A 16397-nucleotide genomic window follows, 5' to 3' on the forward strand; every position below is an offset into this window, starting at 1 on the left:
CCAATGCCACTTTTTTATTTTTGTTTATTAAGCTTGATCAGAATTTCTTACATGTAACGGAGGTGGAACTACCCACCCTTTTTTCTTACTTAAACGTAGCAGAGTTACACCTGCCTGCGCTTTTTTCATATGAAATTGGCCAAATAGCATCCCTACATCTTCTCGAAGACATTTTCCCATCACTTGACTACATGTCACAAGCCCAGCTGCTAATCCTGTAGAAACAGCTGCTGCTATTTCAACATCATTAATACGTGCCCCTGGGGGAATGTCTTCGATAGATGCAACTGGTCGTTCTGGAGGAGCAGGCGGTAATGCTACGCCATTAATCTTTAAAAGAGCTTTTAATTCTTCTATTTCCGAATTCATATCATTTTCAATTAAGCCTTCTAAAAACTTCTTCAAATCTTCATCACCTGTATGATTCATAAATACTTGATGACTTGCAATTGCACCCTGTGCAGCAAGAAGATAACTCCAAATGTCAAATACTTCACCGTAATGTAACGGTTCATTTTGAGGATTTCCACTTAATATACCCATTTTTAAATTCCTACCTTTCGAAAATATCATAATAAATATTGATTTCAATATTGAAATCAAATTTTTAAGTATGCTTTTTCCTGCAAAAGATTTTCTACTATGCATGGAAAACACCTTTCCAACACCGCGTGTTTATTGTTTAGGAAAGTAGTTTACAAATTAAATACTCAAAGATTATGAAAGAAGATTATCAATAATCTTTGAGTGAGTATCTGTTTAATATAAGGTTTTTTATTTTTATGAATACACAAAAGAAATTGATTTACATATTTGCTATATTTTAAGCCAATTTACTTAGCGGTTAGCTCTACCACCAAGTTGTTGTTCAGCCATTGCTACTAAACGTTTTGTAATTTCGCCACCAACAGATCCGTTTGCACGAGCTGTTGTATCTGCACCAAGTTGTACACCAAACTCTTGTGCAATTTCATATTTCATTTGATCAAGAACTTGTTCAGCACCTCGAACTAACAATTCATTACGACTTCCACTATTATTGTTTGCCATCTTATTTCACCTCCGATGTTTTTAATATGCTACAAATTATGAAATAATAATTATCCTTTTTATGGAAATTAGATTATGAATAAAAATTGATTTTTTTCTTAAAGTAGGGCAAAACATATAAGAAAGAATAACTGATATAACATACTTTCATAACAACACTATGTATACTTCCTAATTCCCTTCAGTAAATAAAAGCAAGATTTCTATTTCAACAAGAAATTAAATAAAATTATGTTTTGAGACATAATCCAAAAGGAGATATGAGATGAAAGCTGTAACCTATCAAGGACCAAATCAAGTACAAGTTAAACAAGTTGATGATGCAAAGTTAGAGAAAAAAGATGATATTATTGTAAGAATTACTTCAACCGCTATTTGCGGTTCTGATTTACATTTATATCAAGGTAACATGCCCTTACCTCAAGGATACATTATCGGCCATGAACCAATGGGAATCGTTGAAGAAGTCGGGCCAGATGTCACTAAAGTGAAAAAAGGCGATCGTGTTGTCATCCCCTTCAACGTTTCTTGTGGACATTGTTTCTATTGCCAACATGAAATGGAAAGTCAATGTGATAACTCAAACCCTCATTACGATTCTGGTGGATACTTTGGTTATACGGAGAAATTTGGTAATCATCCAGGCGGACAAGCAGAATATTTAAAAGTTCCATTTGGAAATTTTACTCCATTTGTTATACCGGAATCATGCGAGCTTGAAGATGAATCCCTACTATTTTTATCAGATGTTTTACCTACAGCCTATTGGAGTGTAATAAACGCAGGCGTTAAGCCAGGTGATACTGTTATCGTCCTTGGTTGTGGACCTGTTGGATTAATGACACAAAAATTTGCTTGGATGCAAGGCGCTAAACGTGTAATTGCAGTGGATTACTTAGATTATCGGATGAATTATGCAAAAAAGATTAACAACGTTGAGGTATTTGAGTTTACAAAATTTCCAGATATGGGAGAACATTTAAAGGAAATTACACATGGCGGTGCTGATGTAGTCATTGATTGCGTGGGAATGGATGGAAAAAAATCGCCACTAGAATTTCTGGAACAAAAATTGAAATTACAAGGCGGAACTCTCGGCCCTATTCAAATTGCTACGAAAGCTGTAAGAAAATATGGAACGGTTCAAATGACTGGCGTTTATGGTGGCAATTATAATGCATTTCCACTCGGAGCATTTTGGGTTAGAAATATTAATCTTAAAATGGGACAAGCACCTGTCATTCATTTTATGCCAGAACTATTTGAAAAAATAACAAATAAAGAATTTGATCCAAAAGAGATTATTACACACAAAATCCCCCTTGAAGAAGCGAGCTACGGTTATCAAATTTTTAATAATCGTGAAGATGATTGTATAAAAGTCATTCTGAAGCCTTGAAGCTACAATTCATTATTCTTAATGAAAAGATAAGATTACATTTCGTAATCTTATCTTTTTTTATTAAATGCTAAGTATCTATCCCCTATTTTCATCTCACATCTAAAATAGTTATTTTCAAAAATTTTTCATTTTGAGATAATAATTAATTGGTAAAAACATGAATTAAAGTATTAAGTAACCAAATAGCGGACACGATAACAATGTTAACTAACTTAAAAGAGGTGTACTTCATGTTTTATTATAAAGAAGAACTGATTAATATTATCAAGCCGGACAAACCAGATCCAGCTGCCGCAAAAGTTTTACAAGAAATATTAGGTGGGCATTATGGCGAAATGCGTACAATGATGCAATACTTCTTCCAAAGCTCAAATTTTAGAGGTAAAGAGAAGCAATATCGTGATTTACTTCGAGGTGTTTTTTTAGAGGAAATAAGCCATGTAGAACTTGTACAACATACAATTAATCAACTATTAACTGGATCTGGTGAACCTACGCCAGGAAATGCTGGTATTGACAACGCACCACTTGATGAAGCGGTTAAACATGCAAATCCTCACCACTTTATTGTAGGTGCTCAAAGTTCATTGCCTGTTGATGCAGCTGGCAACCCATGGAATGGATCTTGGGTATATAGTCATGGGAATTTAATTAGCGATTTATTAGATAACGTAGTACTTGAATCTACAGGTGTACTTCAAAAAACTAGAATTTATGAAATGAGTTCCAATCAAACTTTTAGAGAAACACTTGCATTTTTAATTGTACGTGATAATGCACATCAAAATGCTTTCGCAAAAGCTTTAGAGACATTGGGTGTTGAATGGGGGAAACTCTTCCCTGTGCCGAACTATGATATTAATAAATACCCAGAGTGCAGAAAGTATGTAGACATGGGATTCCATAACGCACAATTTAATTTTAGTTTAGATCCAACAAGAATGGGAGAAATATTCCAAGGTGAATCACCAAGTAGAAACAAAGGAACATTAGCAGTAACTGACCCGCCAAAAGGTTTTCCTGTACCAGAACTTCCTGAAATACCAAATGAGCATAGTCCTGGATTAAAAGATATGGGTCTTTAAGATCATTATGGCCAACTATTGATTCATGGCTGGTCATAGTTATTTATAAAGATTCATGTAAACTTGTTGTTAACATGATAGGATATTTTAATAAATCCTCTTTATTTAAAAGTGGTGTTGATCATATTTCTGCTCCTCTTAATTTTGTTTCTATAAACCATTAAACGCCACTGTATACTTACTTATAATCTTCCTATATTGTAAACAAAGAGGAGGGACTTGTCCCCCCTCTTCTTTTAATTTTTCTTTAAAAGAATTGCTCCTGCAATCCCTGGGTGTGTCATTTCGAATGGATCTAGAATTAATTCTAAGTCCTCTTGTGACAATACACCATTTTTCACACAAAGTTCTCGAACGGATTGACCTGTTGCAATTGCTTCTTTCGCAACGCGAGCTGCTGCTTCATAACCGATATGAGGGTTCACGGCTGTAATAATTCCTACACTTTTCTCAACATACTCTTTTAAGCGATCTTCATTCGCTTCAATTCCTTTTAAGCAATTATCTGTAAAGGCACGGAAACCGTTATTCATAATGCTAATCGATTGAAGTAAGTTGAAAACAAGTACTGGTTCCATCACGTTTAATTCTAACTGTCCTGCTTCTGAAGCAAGGCAAATTGTATGGTCATTACCAATGACTTGGAACGCAATTTGATTAATTACCTCTGGCATAACAGGGTTTACTTTCCCTGGCATAATAGATGAACCTGGTTGACGAGCTGGTAACATAATTTCCGCTAAACCAACACGTGGACCTGATGCCATTAAGCGAAGGTCATTCGCAATTTTAGACATATTCATCATACATACTTTAAGTGCTGCAGATACTTCAGTATAAGCATCCGTATTTTGCGTCGCATCTACTAAATCTTCTGCACCAACAAGCGGTAATTCACTAATTGCAGCTAAATGTTTTACAACTGCTTCAATATATTCTGGATCTGCATTTAAGCCTGTACCAACTGCAGTTGCTCCCATGTTCACTTCATATAAGTGTTGACGTGATTGCTGAATGCGTTTCATATCACGTTCAAGTACACGTGAGTACGCTTTAAATTCTTGTCCAAGGCGAATTGGCACAGCGTCTTGTAAATGTGTACGTCCCATTTTAATCACATGATCGAACTGTTCGGCTTTTAATTCAAATACATCATGCATATAACCCATCGTTTGTAATAAGCCTTCTAATGCATTTAACGTTGCGATATGAATCGCCGTTGGGAATGCATCATTTGTTGATTGGGCCATATTTACATGACTATTTGGACTAATATAGTGATAGTCTCCCTTTTCCATTCCTAATAATTCAAGAGCACGATTGGCAATGACTTCATTTGCATTCATGTTCATTGAAGTACCCGCTCCGCCTTGGATTGGATCTACGATGAAATGATCATGCCATTTTCCATCAAGAATTTCTTGAGCAGCTTCTGCGATCGCACCGCCCTTGTTTAATTCCAATCTTCCTACATCTGTATTCGCAAGCGCTGCAGCTTTTTTTACAATTGCGAACGCTCTAATTAAACTTTCATGAATTTTATACCCTGTAATCGGGAAATTTTCAACAGCGCGTAAAGTCTGAATTCCGTAATATGCCTCAATAGGTAATTCCTTTCCTCCCAAAAAATCATTCTCCACTCGCACGTTCTTGTTTGTCATTGCCATTTTAATTTCTCCCCCATATTAAATGTAAAACCTAAATAAATCATATGAAGTCATTACCAATCCTTATCAGATTTTATTGTTAAATCGTAGACTAAAGGCTCTTCAATAATTTTTTTAATCTCTTCTAATTTATTAGTTTTCCCAAGCGCCCACATCAATTTTGCTATGATGGCTTCCGTATTCATATCTCCAGACAATATTACTTGATGTTGTGCCACTTTCCGTCCTACTTCATAGAGAAGTATGTCTTCTCCTTCTTCCAGGCATTGAGTAGTAATCACTACAGCAATCCCCATTTCAGTCAACTCTTGAATTTTCGAAAGCAAGTTCCTTCCTTCAAAAGGTAATCCACCGTTTCCAAAACTTTCAATAATAATTCCTTTATACAAATCTTTTAAGCAATCAAATATCTCTGGCTTTGTACCTGGATACAATTTCATAAGAAAAACATCCGTACATAAATTAGTATTTATTGAAAGTTCATTATGGGGGGACGTTGGCTTCCAATGATATTTCACTTCATCTTCATTTACCTCAGCAACATATGGATAATTCACACTTTCAAATGCATCATAACTTTTTGTTCGCATTTTAACTGCTCTCGTCCCAATAATCACCCTACTATCAAAAACAATAAACACACCGCCAACATCCTCACAGGCAAATCTAAGAGCATCAGCTACATTTTTCTTTGCATCTGTCTTTTTAAAACTAATAGGTACTTGTGAGCCTGTTAAAACAACTGGTTTTCTTAAACCTTGCAGCATATAAGATAACGCGGAAGATGTATAAGCTAACGTATCCGTTCCATGTGTAATCACAAACCCGTCATAGTCATCATAGTGATTAAAAACAGCATTAGCTATTTCTTTCCAGTGCTCAGGTTGCATATTGGTACTATCAATATTCATTAAGATTTTGCAATCTATTTCTAAGTTTCGAGAAGACTTCGAAAAATAATTCAATAATTCCTCAGCAGACAATCCTGGAACAAGCCCCTCATTCCCCTCCACAGATGCAATTGTCCCACCAGTTGCAAGTAATAAAATTTTCTTCATACACAACCCCTCCATAAAATAAACAACGATATATCGTTCGCGTAATGCGTATTTATATTTATCATTATAGAACTTAATTTGAATTAATCAAGATTTTGTATTCAATACGCGTACTTTTTTTCTATTCTTGATTCTTTTTCTATGCTATAATTAATTTAATAAAATTAGATGGGGTATGAGACGAATGCTGGAACGTTTATCTAAATTAAGAAAAAATCAAAAATGGTCCTTACAAGAGACAGCAGATCGACTTGGGATTGCGAAAAGCACCTATGCTGGTTATGAAAATGGTTATAGATTACCTTCATTACAATCTTTATCTAAAATAGCCGATTTATTTGATACATCTGTAGATTATATATTAGGTCGAATTGAACATTCACATCAAAACAAAGATGTAATTGATATTACAAGACTCCTAAACGATCCAGATGCAACACTTTTAGTAGATGGAGAAGCACTGTCAACAGAAGAGATAATAGATTTTATTGCTTTTGTGAGAAGTAAACGAGAACTAAGTTCCAAGAGAATAGAAAATATTGAACCAACATGTAAAAGTTAATTCAATAAAAAACGAAGACACTGCACTCTTTAAACTTAGAAATACTTAGACAATTAATTTGTAAACGGTTTATATAATGGATTCTTAGCAGCTGGCCTCATTTGGGGACTTATACTTGGAAACAATCCCATTGGTTATATGATTCAATTATTTTTCATCATTTGTGTGGGGTAGCAGCTATTTTCGGAGGTCTCACATCCAATAAATCAATTATCATGAAACAAGGACTTCTCGCTATTTTAGCATTGCTTGCCCTTTTATCTGTCATATAGAACTAAAGCTTTTCAATAAAGGAACTCACTTTTGAAGAATACGCCATTCTTTCTGTAGATTTATAAGAAAGAATGGCGTTTTTGTATGTCTATTTCTGTATCGAGAGAATTTGAAAGTATAACAGAATTCAAACAAGAATTAGCAAAGTATATAAAGTACTATAATCATGAAAGAATCAAGGAAAAATAAAAGGGAATGAATCCGGTATTGTACTAGGCTCATTCCCTAGAGGCTACTTAACAAACCGACCTTTCTAACTTTCGGGGACACAGTCTAGTTGAAGTGCTACAAGCAACGAATTTACTATTTTAAAGTTAAGTATTTAACCTTGAAGTACTTAATTCTTTTTTCCAGACAAAGCATACATTATATCTTGATGCTTTATTGTCCTCTTATAATTATGTGGTATCGGGAATTTGTTTCGTTGTTCTTTTATTATAATTATGATTACTATAAGTGATAAAGCTACAGGTATAAAAACGATTAACAAAGCATCTTAATGTTTATGAAATTCTTTGTTAATCGTTTCTCTTCTCCCTAATCTCCTGCGAGACTATATTTTTTATTAAAATTTCCCATATCTTATTTGATTTATTCTGTGACACCAGATTGGGTTACTCTTACATCAGCTGTTACACGAAAACGTAAATCTTTATAGGATTCTTCCCATTCTTGACTGTTCCATTTTCTTACGTGAGTTCTACCAAGCTTTCTAAGTCCTATAGGATCTGTGTCTTTTTTAATAAATCTCTTTATCAATGTAGTTGCTTTTTTTTCTATTTCTTTTTCCATAATTTTTTCTAATTTTTTTATTTCTTTAGGATTATCTAGATTTTTTGTTTTTGTAAATTCTTGAATTTCAGCTTTAACTTGAATATGAGCATTTACGAATGGATGCTTACTATTCCCCTCCATCTTATATTTTGTTCTAGCTTTTATATTCTCTATCGTAGCGTAAGTATTTGAAGAACCAGGTAGTTTGAATTGGTATGTACCTTGTTTAAAATTATCTGTCAACAATTTAAATACAAATAAATCTTTAGGGTTCACTTTATCAACCATTTTACATCTTTTAAAAAGTGCTATTCCATCTAACTCCAACACGTTACCTTTTTTAGATATTATCGGTAAATAGGAATCTCTCGCATCATCATTAAGTTGGTTTAAAAACATAAAAAAATTTGTTTTGGGCTGCGTTCCATTGTCCATATTTTGCTCCAGTAAAGAGGATAGATAGGAAGCAATTTCTTTTTCTTTAGAATAGTTCCCCTTTAATAGTGATTCCCCTTTTACATTTGTAATTGCTAAATAAATTGCATTTCCTACACTAGGATTTCGGTTCAAAGTCTCTAAAATTTCCTGCATTCCCTTTTCAATTATTTTTTCATTAAATATAATAACACGCAATTGCCCCAACTCTAGAGGTCCAGAAGATTTTTCGGATGCTCTTGCAAGAACTTCTCTACCAGTCTGGCCTGATGCTGAATAGATTTTTGTTTCACCTTCCCCGCCTCCTTTATAAGCTGAAATCGCAAAGGTTCCTTTTAGCTTACCTTCTGCTTCGGTATCATATGCCGCAACTTGAACTAAGTCAATGTCATCCACAATTTTCGTTTTAGCACAACCTATTAAGAAGACACTTAATATAAGGAAAAGTATCCATCGCTTCATGTTTATCTCCTTAACTTTATTTTAGCCGTTTGAATTAGCCATAGTACAGGTAGGTATACATATATATATACAAAGCCCATTTGACCTGTCCAAGTATTTAATAAGTTAATTTTATTACGATTATTCAAGAAAAATGATAAAACAAAGATGAATAGGATGATAACTGGCAAAACATATTTTTGCTTTATTCCCAGTGCCTCTTTTATACCACGACTTACTCCCCATAATGTAAAGGAAACATTGGGTAATATAAAAAAAGCCCAAACAGAAACAATAATGTATTCAAACCGCTCTATAAAGGGAAATTGTATAATTTTAATCATGCTTAAATATGCCCATATCGCACTCGCTAGTTGTTTTTCACTAAAAAATGCAAGAGTTAAAATCATAAGGTATGTGTAGACAATAGTCGTTACTAAATTTGCATAGTGCGCATATTTTTGAGACGTTTTTGCCTTTTTAATAAATGGGTAGTACAGCAATAACATTTCAAATCCAAAAAAACTAAACATATTTCCTTTCATTCCTTTCATAATTTCTAGGAATGAATGCTGTGCAATTGGAAATAAATTCTGGAAATCTGCATACTGCAAAGGATAAAAAAATGTGAAGATTAGAATGCTTGGGATAACGATTCCAAAGAAGCCGATTCCGGCAACTACACGAAATCCTCCAGTAACAATGTAATAACATAGACCCAAAAAAGCCCCTGCTATAACCCAAGATGAAATTGAAGGAAACATCCAAACATGTACTACTTCGATATAAGTATGTAGTGTTGTTGCACCTAACAATACAATATAGGATAAAAAAATGAAGTTGAGCAATCCACCAATCCATTTTCCAAGTACGTTTTGATTGATTGCAATGATGTCTCCATTACCCTGATTTAAAATCTGATATATGATCCAAATCATAACATTAACAGATATTCCAAAAAGTAGCGTGCTAATCCACGCATCATTTCCAACTAATTTTGCACTAATCCTTTCAAAACCAAGCATACCAACTCCCAACTGTATAGTAATAATTAAAAAAAATACCATATATGGCGAGACTTGATACTCAATTGGGATCTGTTTCATAATGCTCCTCCCTGTTAAATTCAATCATCAAAATCATTTCGTGATATGATTTTATTTTTCTCTACCTCTTCTGGATTAAAGCGAAAACGCTGTTTAGACCTTGAAAAAATAGGACGTCGAAACATCGCTGAGATTGGCATACGTATAATGCTGTCTTTCCAATCTGTAGGACGTGTAGGATAAAAAGGGAACAAATAAGGACGTCTTAATGATTCTGTACGTAATAAGCGTACTAAAAGGAAAGAACTTGTTAAAACAATTCCTAATAAGCCCAATAGGTGTGCAGATATTATAAAAGGAAAACGAATTACTCGAATTGTATTACCAATTCGATATATTGGTGCTGTAAATGAACTAAGAGCTGAAAGTGCAACAATGATAATAAGTACGTTACTTGTAAGACTTGCTTCTACCGATGCTTGTCCAATTACAATACCACCTACGATACCGACAGTTAAACCCACTTTAGTTGGTAAACGTGCCCCTGCTTCTCTCAGTAATTCAATCGTTATTTCTAAAAAAAGTGCTTCAATTAATGGAGGAAAAGGTACTTTACTTCTCGATATGATTAACGTTTCAAGAAGTTCTTTTGGGATAAGCTCGTAATGATATGTTAAGATCGAGACATATAATGGCGTCGTTAAGACAGAAAATATAAAAGCAAAAAGCCTTAATAGACGAAAAAAAGAGGCTATAATCCAAGGCATGGTGTAATCTTCTGTCGTAGAAAAAAAATCAATTAATGTTGTTGGAAGAGTGATGGCATAAGGCGAGCCATCTACAAAAAGTGCAATTTTCCCTTCTGCTAATACAGCTGCCACACGGTCCGGACGTTCTGTATTCAAAAATTGAGGGAATATAGAATTTGGGTTGTCTGCAATTAACTGCATCAAATAAGTACTATCCAAAACATGGTCTGTTTTTATTTGACTTACCCTTTTTATAATTTCTTGTAGATTTTGATCATTTACAATTCCCTCAATAAATACAATCGCAACAGTTGTGTTAGAGAGAGAGCCTACTTTCAATTCCTTCATTTGTAAATAAGGTGTTGGGAGCTTTCTACGTACTAAATTTAAATTTACATCTAAATCTTCGACAAATGCGATTTGCGGACCCACAATATTGTATTCAATTTCAGCTTTTGTAATATCCCTTTTTTCTTTCTTTGACACATTTACTAACAAACAATTTAGTTTATCTGTATCGAACTGAATAAGTATATAGCCATTTAAAATACTATCCTGAATATCTTCAATTTGATTTGTTATTTTTGAATTTTCAAAGGGTAAGACAGACCGAATATCTTGTAATGAATCGCAGCTCTTCTCTTTTATATAAGTTAAAACCTCTTCATGAAATATATTTACATCGATTAAGGTTCTAAAATATGAAATGACTATAGAGGATTTGTTTGAAGCGATCTCCAACGTTATAAAATCTTTAGATTTTTTTAGTAATTGCATTAATTCCTGCAAAGATTTTATAGAGTGAACAGGTACTTTTTCATGTGGTTTCAATTGATAATACCCTTCCTTTCAAAAAGAACCTATATATAGTTTTTAGAAATTTCTATTTTAAAAATGAGGGATATTTATATGTCAATATGCTCATTAAAAATAATGCCTTTTTAACTAACTTAACCAAAATTGGTTAAAAAATGTATTACAAGTAAAAATTTGAAATATCTCTAAGAAAAATTACAATATTAAAAACATCCTTTCTTTTGGTTCTAAAGAAAGGATGTTTTTATAACAGGCTTTTTCAAGTGTCTATTCTATAGGGTACATTTACCAGTGTTCTTCTCTTTATTATTTCATTAAGTAACATTAGCATTACATTTTGTATGGTTTCTTAAAAAATTTCAGTAAAAGAACATATTAATTTTGAAGTGTACAAATAGGGAGAGTGACTTCAACTGTAGTTCCCTTATTCACTTCACTCTCAATAAATACCTTTCCCTGATGTGTTTCAATGATTTTATAACAGATCATTAACCCTAAGCCAATCCCCTCTTCTTTAATACTATAAAAAGGTTCTCCGAGGTATGGTATACGTTCTTTTGGAATCCCACACCCTTGATCGATAAAACGAATACTTACTTGATTATTATCAAGTATATTTAATTGAATGAGAATTTCTCCTCCCATCGGCATAGATTCAATTGCATTTTTTAATATATTAACAAATACTTGCTTTAATTGATTTCCTTCACATGAAATCAATGGAATACCAGGGTTAAGATCGATTCTAATTTTTATATTATTCATCATTGCTTGAGGTTGTAGTAGCATTAAAACTTGATCCATTAGCACACTAATATCATTAGGTTTTATTTTTACCACCTGTGGTTTGGCTACCGCCATAAATTCAGTTGTAATACTCTCTATACGCTCAATCTCTGATGATACTATATTTATATAACCTTGATTATTTTCATTTTCCGTTGATTTTAGTAATTGCATGAACCCTTTCATTGTAGTTAATGGATTATTAATCTCATGAGCCATTACAGTCGCTAATTGTCCTACAACAGCAAGTTTTTCAGATTTTCGTAATAATTCTTCTGTTTTTAGCCGTTCAGTGATATCACGAGAAATACTTAGGAAAACTTTTTTACCATTTAAGTTAAAAACACGAACACTAAACTCAGTTGTTATTACTTTTCCTGTTGGAAAAACATATTCATCTTGCAAAGTGAAGGAAGTTTGTCCCTTTTTAATTTTTTCTAATAACCTTACGATTATTTGAGAATCTTGTGGTACTATATTTGAAAATGATAATGAGAGCAACTCTTCTCTACTATATCCAAATCTTCTACACCCAACAGGGTTTACCTCAATAAATCGACTTGGAGCATTATCTTCATTCAGCTCTACTACATATACCGCATCAGTTGCTTGTTCAATTAGTGCACGGTACTTCATTTCACTATCTCTTAATTGCTGGTGTAATCGATGTCGTTCTCTTTCTGCTTGTTTTCTTTCAGAGATGTCTCTACATATTGCTGATAAAGCTATCACATTTCCTCTTACATCTAGTATAGGAGAAACTGTCAGACTGACATCAAGAAGACTCCCATCGCTCCTTTGTCTAACAGTTTCTAATCTAGTAACCACAGATTCACCTGTTAGAATTTTCTGAATATTTTTAAGCGATTCTTCCATTAAAAAATCTGGTACACAAGGTAATCTCTTACCTATGATTTCTTGTGATGACCACCCAAATATCTTTTCATAAGCTTTATTCGCTTGTAAAATATGCCCTTCTCGATCAGAAATGGTAATAGCATCTAGATTGTGCTTTATAAATGATTCCAATAATTCTTTGGTAGCGCTTAATTCTGATTCTACCTTTTTCCTTTCGGTTATATCAACTGTAGAACCAACAACTTCAATAACTTGTCCATTTCGTTTAATCGGCCTAAGCGCAATAAGAATAATAGTTTTATCATTTGGCCAAGGTAATTCAAATATAATTTCTTTTCCTTCCCATGCCTGAAGATAGTACTTCATCAATTGTGGAACTAAATGTGGAGGAACAATAGAAGCATCAATAGTACGTAAGCTTTTTCCTACCACCTGTTCAGAATAAAATCCGTTTTGATAATAAAACTGTCCATCACATAAAGTGTGTATAAAGTGCTTACCCACTTTTTTAAATTTAAAAATTCCTCCTTGAAGCTCATGTACGGTATCTGCAAGTTCTTGCTTCGATTTTTTTAATTCTCGATTCATTTTAGATAAGTCCTGTGTTAAATAATACAATCTCTGGTAGGCTTCCATAAGAAATAGCCCAATTAAAAGTCCTAACGCTATATATAATAAGCCTCCTGTGTAAAGTAATGTAGTATTAAATAATACGCCAACTAACCACTTTATTCCAATAAAAACAGAAAAATATAACGATGCACTTTTAAAAGGATGTAGTTTTTTAAAATAAGTTTTAAAGGTAGAAAATAGAATCCCCATACCTAAATAAGCAATCACAGGAGGTTCCCAGTACCCTCCTGTGTAAAAGATACGCATTACAATTATGCTAATTAACGTAATCCAACCAGCAATACGACCAAAGTAAATAAAAGATAGAATAAGAGGAACAACTCGAAGATCGTAGGAAAATCCCATGTATGGAAAAGAAAAGAACATTAACGTAACTGCAATAATCCCTCCATAGAGCTTTTCAAAATATCGACTAGAATTAATTGTAAACACTTGAATAAATATTGCTGCGCTAACTAATAAAGAAAAAATAGAAAGGTTGATGAAATAATCTTTAATAATCATGTAATGTCCCTCCTTGCATTAAGTGTATTCGACAAAAAAACTAAAAATCCTACAAATTGTATAAACAGTTCAAATGCATAAATTTTAAACTAGGATAAAATCTAGAAAAGTAAATACGGAGCACAGCAGATGAGATATTTTAATGAAAAATAGTTCAAAAAAGATAATAGTAACCGTTGACTACTATTATCTTTTTTCTTTAATTTATCGTAATATGTCTGAAACTCTAAGGGACGTGGTATGTCATTTCATCAAACAATGATTATATGCTGAGTGATGAATATAGAAATTTCAGCAGTAATTTTTGAAAAATAACATAAAAAACAAAACTATCTTTAAAAATGGAAAAAAACTATATAAATGTCAACTAATCTATGTACAAAAACGTTCACTTAATTTTGCATAAAATCACTCAACTTAGGAAGCTAAGTAGTTCTTCAAGGTCGATAAGAACACCTGTAGATGCTTCAGGATAACTACATAATTGTATGAGTAATGTACTTGAAACCTTTCGGTAAAACCATACACATAAGACAACTAACTCCTTGGTTCAATATTTACTTTTTCGCTGAACAAATTCTTTTTCTTGAGCAAAATATTCTAGGATATAAGGAGATTTTTCAATTAACTTGTTGTCTAGTTTATTGTCCAGCTCCAATTACTTCGTTACTTTCAGATTCAGTTCATTATATTTTGTACTTTGTCTTTATACACAACATATTCTTTACCATCCACTACTGCTACTACCGCAAATTCATCATTTGGATTGAATGAAAGCCAATCAGCCCACATGTTAGTATTAGCCCCTCCACTCCACATATTATGAACAGTGTTTTTAGTTAAATTCATAACTTTATAAGACGCATTTGGCGCATTTGTTCCAGTCTTTATTTCAAAAGTGTATGCGTTATGAATTTTTTTATAAAAGTAGAAAACGTTTGATGGACGAAGCTGATTCAAAAAATCCTGTTCTTTTTTCTCTGCAATTTTTATCCCTTCTTGCAAAGTGACAACATCTGTTTTTAATGTTTTCCAACTGTTTTTCGCTGCATTCAAGCTAGGGGTTAAGAATTTATATTTATTTTGATCAGCTTTTTGATCAGCTTTATCAATATGTCCCAGTACACCCGAATATTGAGAATCTAAATCCTCCCATTGCGTAGACATATAAGTAAGAGCAGTGATAGCACTATCAAGCATACTATGCATATCACTAATATTATGAAATGCAACTCCAACTACACGATTCAATGTTATTTTATAATCTACAGTCTGACGCAATTTTTCTAATTCAGGTTCTAGCCAACCTAACTTACCTCTTGCATCACCTATCATTATGCCACCAGCAATCAAGGTTGGAATAAAGGGGATTTTCACCATGTCTAAGCCCTTAGATTCTATGTCTTTCTGATATTTTACTTGTCCTAAAAGGTCCTCTAGACGCTTTTGGTCAGCCTCCACATCAGCACCTTGGTTTTTTAAAATCGATTGCAATGTCTCTTTATGACTTCCAAATGTTCTAACATCTTCTCCAATAGCATTTTTTAATTGAATTAATTCTTCTATTAATGCTTTTGCAGACTTTTGATTTTGTTGAATTCCTCCCTGTAAATCTATAATCCCTTTTTTTAAAGTATCTCCATTTCCAGTATTGATCGCCTCTACTAATGTTTCATAATAATTTTCAAATTTTGTATCGTATTCTATAATGCCTGTCAATGTATCAAAAAGCTGTTTTTTTACTTGTGTATTCCATGTAACAGCATGTGCTCTTGCATTCTTTTGATCTTGTACAATTTTACTAGGTAAATCTGCATTTCCATTAATAGTTATTCCTTCAAAACTCACATCTGGATTATTAATTAGCAAATAAGAATATTCATTCATAGCTTTTGCAAATAAACCAGCATCTTGCAAAGCTTTTTTCATCTGTTCTTCATTTGCTGAAAGAGACATATTTTCAGTGTTCGTTTGTTCAATTTCAATTGCAAAAGTTTCTAGTGGTATGACTGCATAAGTAGTTGTTATAGTTAAAAATGCTGATACAGCGAGTAGTTTATGAGGGATTTTTTTCATCATTTCGTATTCCTCCTATATAAGGTATGGTTTCAAGTTCTAATCTTATTAAAAAGCGATGTCTTTCAAAATGAGTTCTACATCTTTTATCAGTATCGTTTGAACTTTCTTTAGCAGCCTTCAAATCATTAAGTATTAAAGAAAATGTATATAATCTGCTTCAAATTAACCGATTCTGTTGC

At 33.1% G+C, this 16397-nt stretch carries 12 protein-coding genes and 4 pseudogenes; 5 read left to right on the forward strand and 11 right to left on the reverse strand.

Features of this window, described 5'->3' with window-relative positions; all coding sequences use genetic code 11:
• Window positions 1-27: 27 nt before the first annotated feature.
• Both DN407_RS15135 and sasP read right to left on the reverse strand, forming a co-directional pair.
• The gene (locus tag DN407_RS15135) at window positions 28-543 is read right to left on the reverse strand and encodes a DUF3231 family protein (protein ID WP_001986359.1); all 516 of its coding nucleotides are present in this window, start codon (window positions 541-543) and stop codon (window positions 28-30) included.
• Between the two features lie 294 nt (window positions 544-837).
• Window positions 838-1050 carry a small acid-soluble spore protein, SasP family gene (sasP, locus tag DN407_RS15140; protein WP_149216443.1) on the reverse strand — a complete coding sequence of 71 codons (213 nt, stop codon included), beginning with the start codon at window positions 1048-1050 and terminating at the stop codon, window positions 838-840.
• A 265-nt stretch (window positions 1051-1315) separates the two neighbouring features.
• Between sasP and DN407_RS15145 the strand changes: the two genes are divergently transcribed.
• Window positions 1316-2449, forward strand: a complete 1134-nt coding sequence (locus DN407_RS15145) for a zinc-dependent alcohol dehydrogenase (RefSeq protein WP_000649092.1) — start codon at window positions 1316-1318, stop codon at window positions 2447-2449.
• Window positions 2450-2682: 233 nt separating this feature from the next.
• Complete coding sequence (locus DN407_RS15150) at window positions 2683-3537, forward strand: manganese catalase family protein (protein WP_098664079.1); 855 nt, start codon at window positions 2683-2685, stop codon at window positions 3535-3537.
• A gap of 236 nt (window positions 3538-3773) precedes the next feature.
• Here DN407_RS15150 and aspA read toward each other — a convergent pair whose 3' ends face one another.
• On the reverse strand, window positions 3774-5204 hold the full coding sequence (gene aspA, locus DN407_RS15155; RefSeq protein WP_050821952.1) for an aspartate ammonia-lyase: 1431 nt from the start codon (window positions 5202-5204) through the stop codon (window positions 3774-3776).
• Between the two features lie 53 nt (window positions 5205-5257).
• On the reverse strand, window positions 5258-6262 hold the full coding sequence (gene ansA / locus DN407_RS15160; protein WP_000722296.1) for an asparaginase: 1005 nt from the start codon (window positions 6260-6262) through the stop codon (window positions 5258-5260).
• A gap of 184 nt (window positions 6263-6446) precedes the next feature.
• Between ansA and ansR the strand changes: the two genes are divergently transcribed.
• The 3 genes and pseudogenes from ansR to DN407_RS15175 all read left to right on the forward strand — a co-directional run.
• The gene (ansR, locus tag DN407_RS15165) at window positions 6447-6824 is read left to right on the forward strand and encodes an HTH-type transcriptional regulator AnsR (RefSeq protein WP_000893567.1); all 378 of its coding nucleotides are present in this window, start codon (window positions 6447-6449) and stop codon (window positions 6822-6824) included.
• A gap of 66 nt (window positions 6825-6890) precedes the next feature.
• A pseudogene (locus tag DN407_RS32155) lies at window positions 6891-7096 on the forward strand (DUF1304 domain-containing protein); the annotation flags it as partial.
• A 103-nt stretch (window positions 7097-7199) separates the two neighbouring features.
• Window positions 7200-7286, forward strand: a pseudogene (locus tag DN407_RS15175) (IS3 family transposase); the annotation flags it as partial.
• A gap of 125 nt (window positions 7287-7411) precedes the next feature.
• Here DN407_RS15175 and DN407_RS15180 read toward each other — a convergent pair.
• The 7 genes and pseudogenes from DN407_RS15180 to hblB all read right to left on the reverse strand — a co-directional run.
• Window positions 7412-7542, reverse strand: a pseudogene (locus DN407_RS15180) (excinuclease ABC subunit C); the annotation flags it as partial.
• 146 nt (window positions 7543-7688) lie between these two features.
• Window positions 7689-8768, reverse strand: a complete 1080-nt coding sequence (locus DN407_RS15185; RefSeq protein ID WP_098023136.1) for a Ger(x)C family spore germination protein — start codon at window positions 8766-8768, stop codon at window positions 7689-7691.
• A gap of 2 nt (window positions 8769-8770) precedes the next feature.
• On the reverse strand, window positions 8771-9853 hold the full coding sequence (locus DN407_RS15190; protein ID WP_000809694.1) for a GerAB/ArcD/ProY family transporter: 1083 nt from the start codon (window positions 9851-9853) through the stop codon (window positions 8771-8773).
• Between the two features lie 20 nt (window positions 9854-9873).
• On the reverse strand, window positions 9874-11373 hold the full coding sequence (locus DN407_RS15195; RefSeq protein ID WP_000802290.1) for a spore germination protein: 1500 nt from the start codon (window positions 11371-11373) through the stop codon (window positions 9874-9876).
• Between the two features lie 360 nt (window positions 11374-11733).
• Window positions 11734-14139 carry a PAS domain S-box protein gene (locus DN407_RS15200; RefSeq protein ID WP_087948666.1) on the reverse strand — a complete coding sequence of 802 codons (2406 nt, stop codon included), beginning with the start codon at window positions 14137-14139 and terminating at the stop codon, window positions 11734-11736.
• Window positions 14140-14569: 430 nt separating this feature from the next.
• Window positions 14570-14797 (reverse strand): annotated as a pseudogene (locus DN407_RS32160) (hypothetical protein); the annotation flags it as partial.
• Window positions 14798-14817: 20 nt separating this feature from the next.
• The gene (hblB, locus tag DN407_RS15205) at window positions 14818-16218 is read right to left on the reverse strand and encodes a hemolysin BL regulatory component HblB (RefSeq protein ID WP_061139116.1); all 1401 of its coding nucleotides are present in this window, start codon (window positions 16216-16218) and stop codon (window positions 14818-14820) included.
• Between the last annotated feature and the right edge of the window lie 179 nt (window positions 16219-16397).

The sequence above is a fragment of the Bacillus sp. JAS24-2 genome, assembly GCF_008274905.1.
In the GTDB taxonomy this organism is placed as follows: domain Bacteria; phylum Bacillota; class Bacilli; order Bacillales; family Bacillaceae_G; genus Bacillus_A; species Bacillus_A cereus.

Excerpts from the sequence above, each read along its gene's own strand:
- DN407_RS15190 (WP_000809694.1), bottom strand. The coding sequence starts at position 9,853 with ATGAAACAGATCCCAATTGAGTATCAAGTCTCGCCATATATGGTATTT.
- sasP (WP_149216443.1), bottom strand. The coding sequence starts at position 1,050 with ATGGCAAACAATAATAGTGGAAGTCGTAATGAATTGTTAGTTCGAGGT.
- DN407_RS15185 (WP_098023136.1), bottom strand. The coding sequence starts at position 8,768 with ATGAAGCGATGGATACTTTTCCTTATATTAAGTGTCTTCTTAATAGGT.
- DN407_RS15200 (WP_087948666.1), bottom strand. The coding sequence starts at position 14,139 with ATGATTATTAAAGATTATTTCATCAACCTTTCTATTTTTTCTTTATTA.
- ansR (WP_000893567.1), top strand. The coding sequence starts at position 6,447 with ATGCTGGAACGTTTATCTAAATTAAGAAAAAATCAAAAATGGTCCTTA.
- DN407_RS15145 (WP_000649092.1), top strand. The coding sequence starts at position 1,316 with ATGAAAGCTGTAACCTATCAAGGACCAAATCAAGTACAAGTTAAACAA.
- aspA (WP_050821952.1), bottom strand. The coding sequence starts at position 5,204 with ATGGCAATGACAAACAAGAACGTGCGAGTGGAGAATGATTTTTTGGGA.
- ansA (WP_000722296.1), bottom strand. The coding sequence starts at position 6,262 with ATGAAGAAAATTTTATTACTTGCAACTGGTGGGACAATTGCATCTGTG.
- DN407_RS15135 (WP_001986359.1), bottom strand. The coding sequence starts at position 543 with ATGGGTATATTAAGTGGAAATCCTCAAAATGAACCGTTACATTACGGT.
- hblB (WP_061139116.1), bottom strand. The coding sequence starts at position 16,218 with ATGATGAAAAAAATCCCTCATAAACTACTCGCTGTATCAGCATTTTTA.
- DN407_RS15150 (WP_098664079.1), top strand. The coding sequence starts at position 2,683 with ATGTTTTATTATAAAGAAGAACTGATTAATATTATCAAGCCGGACAAA.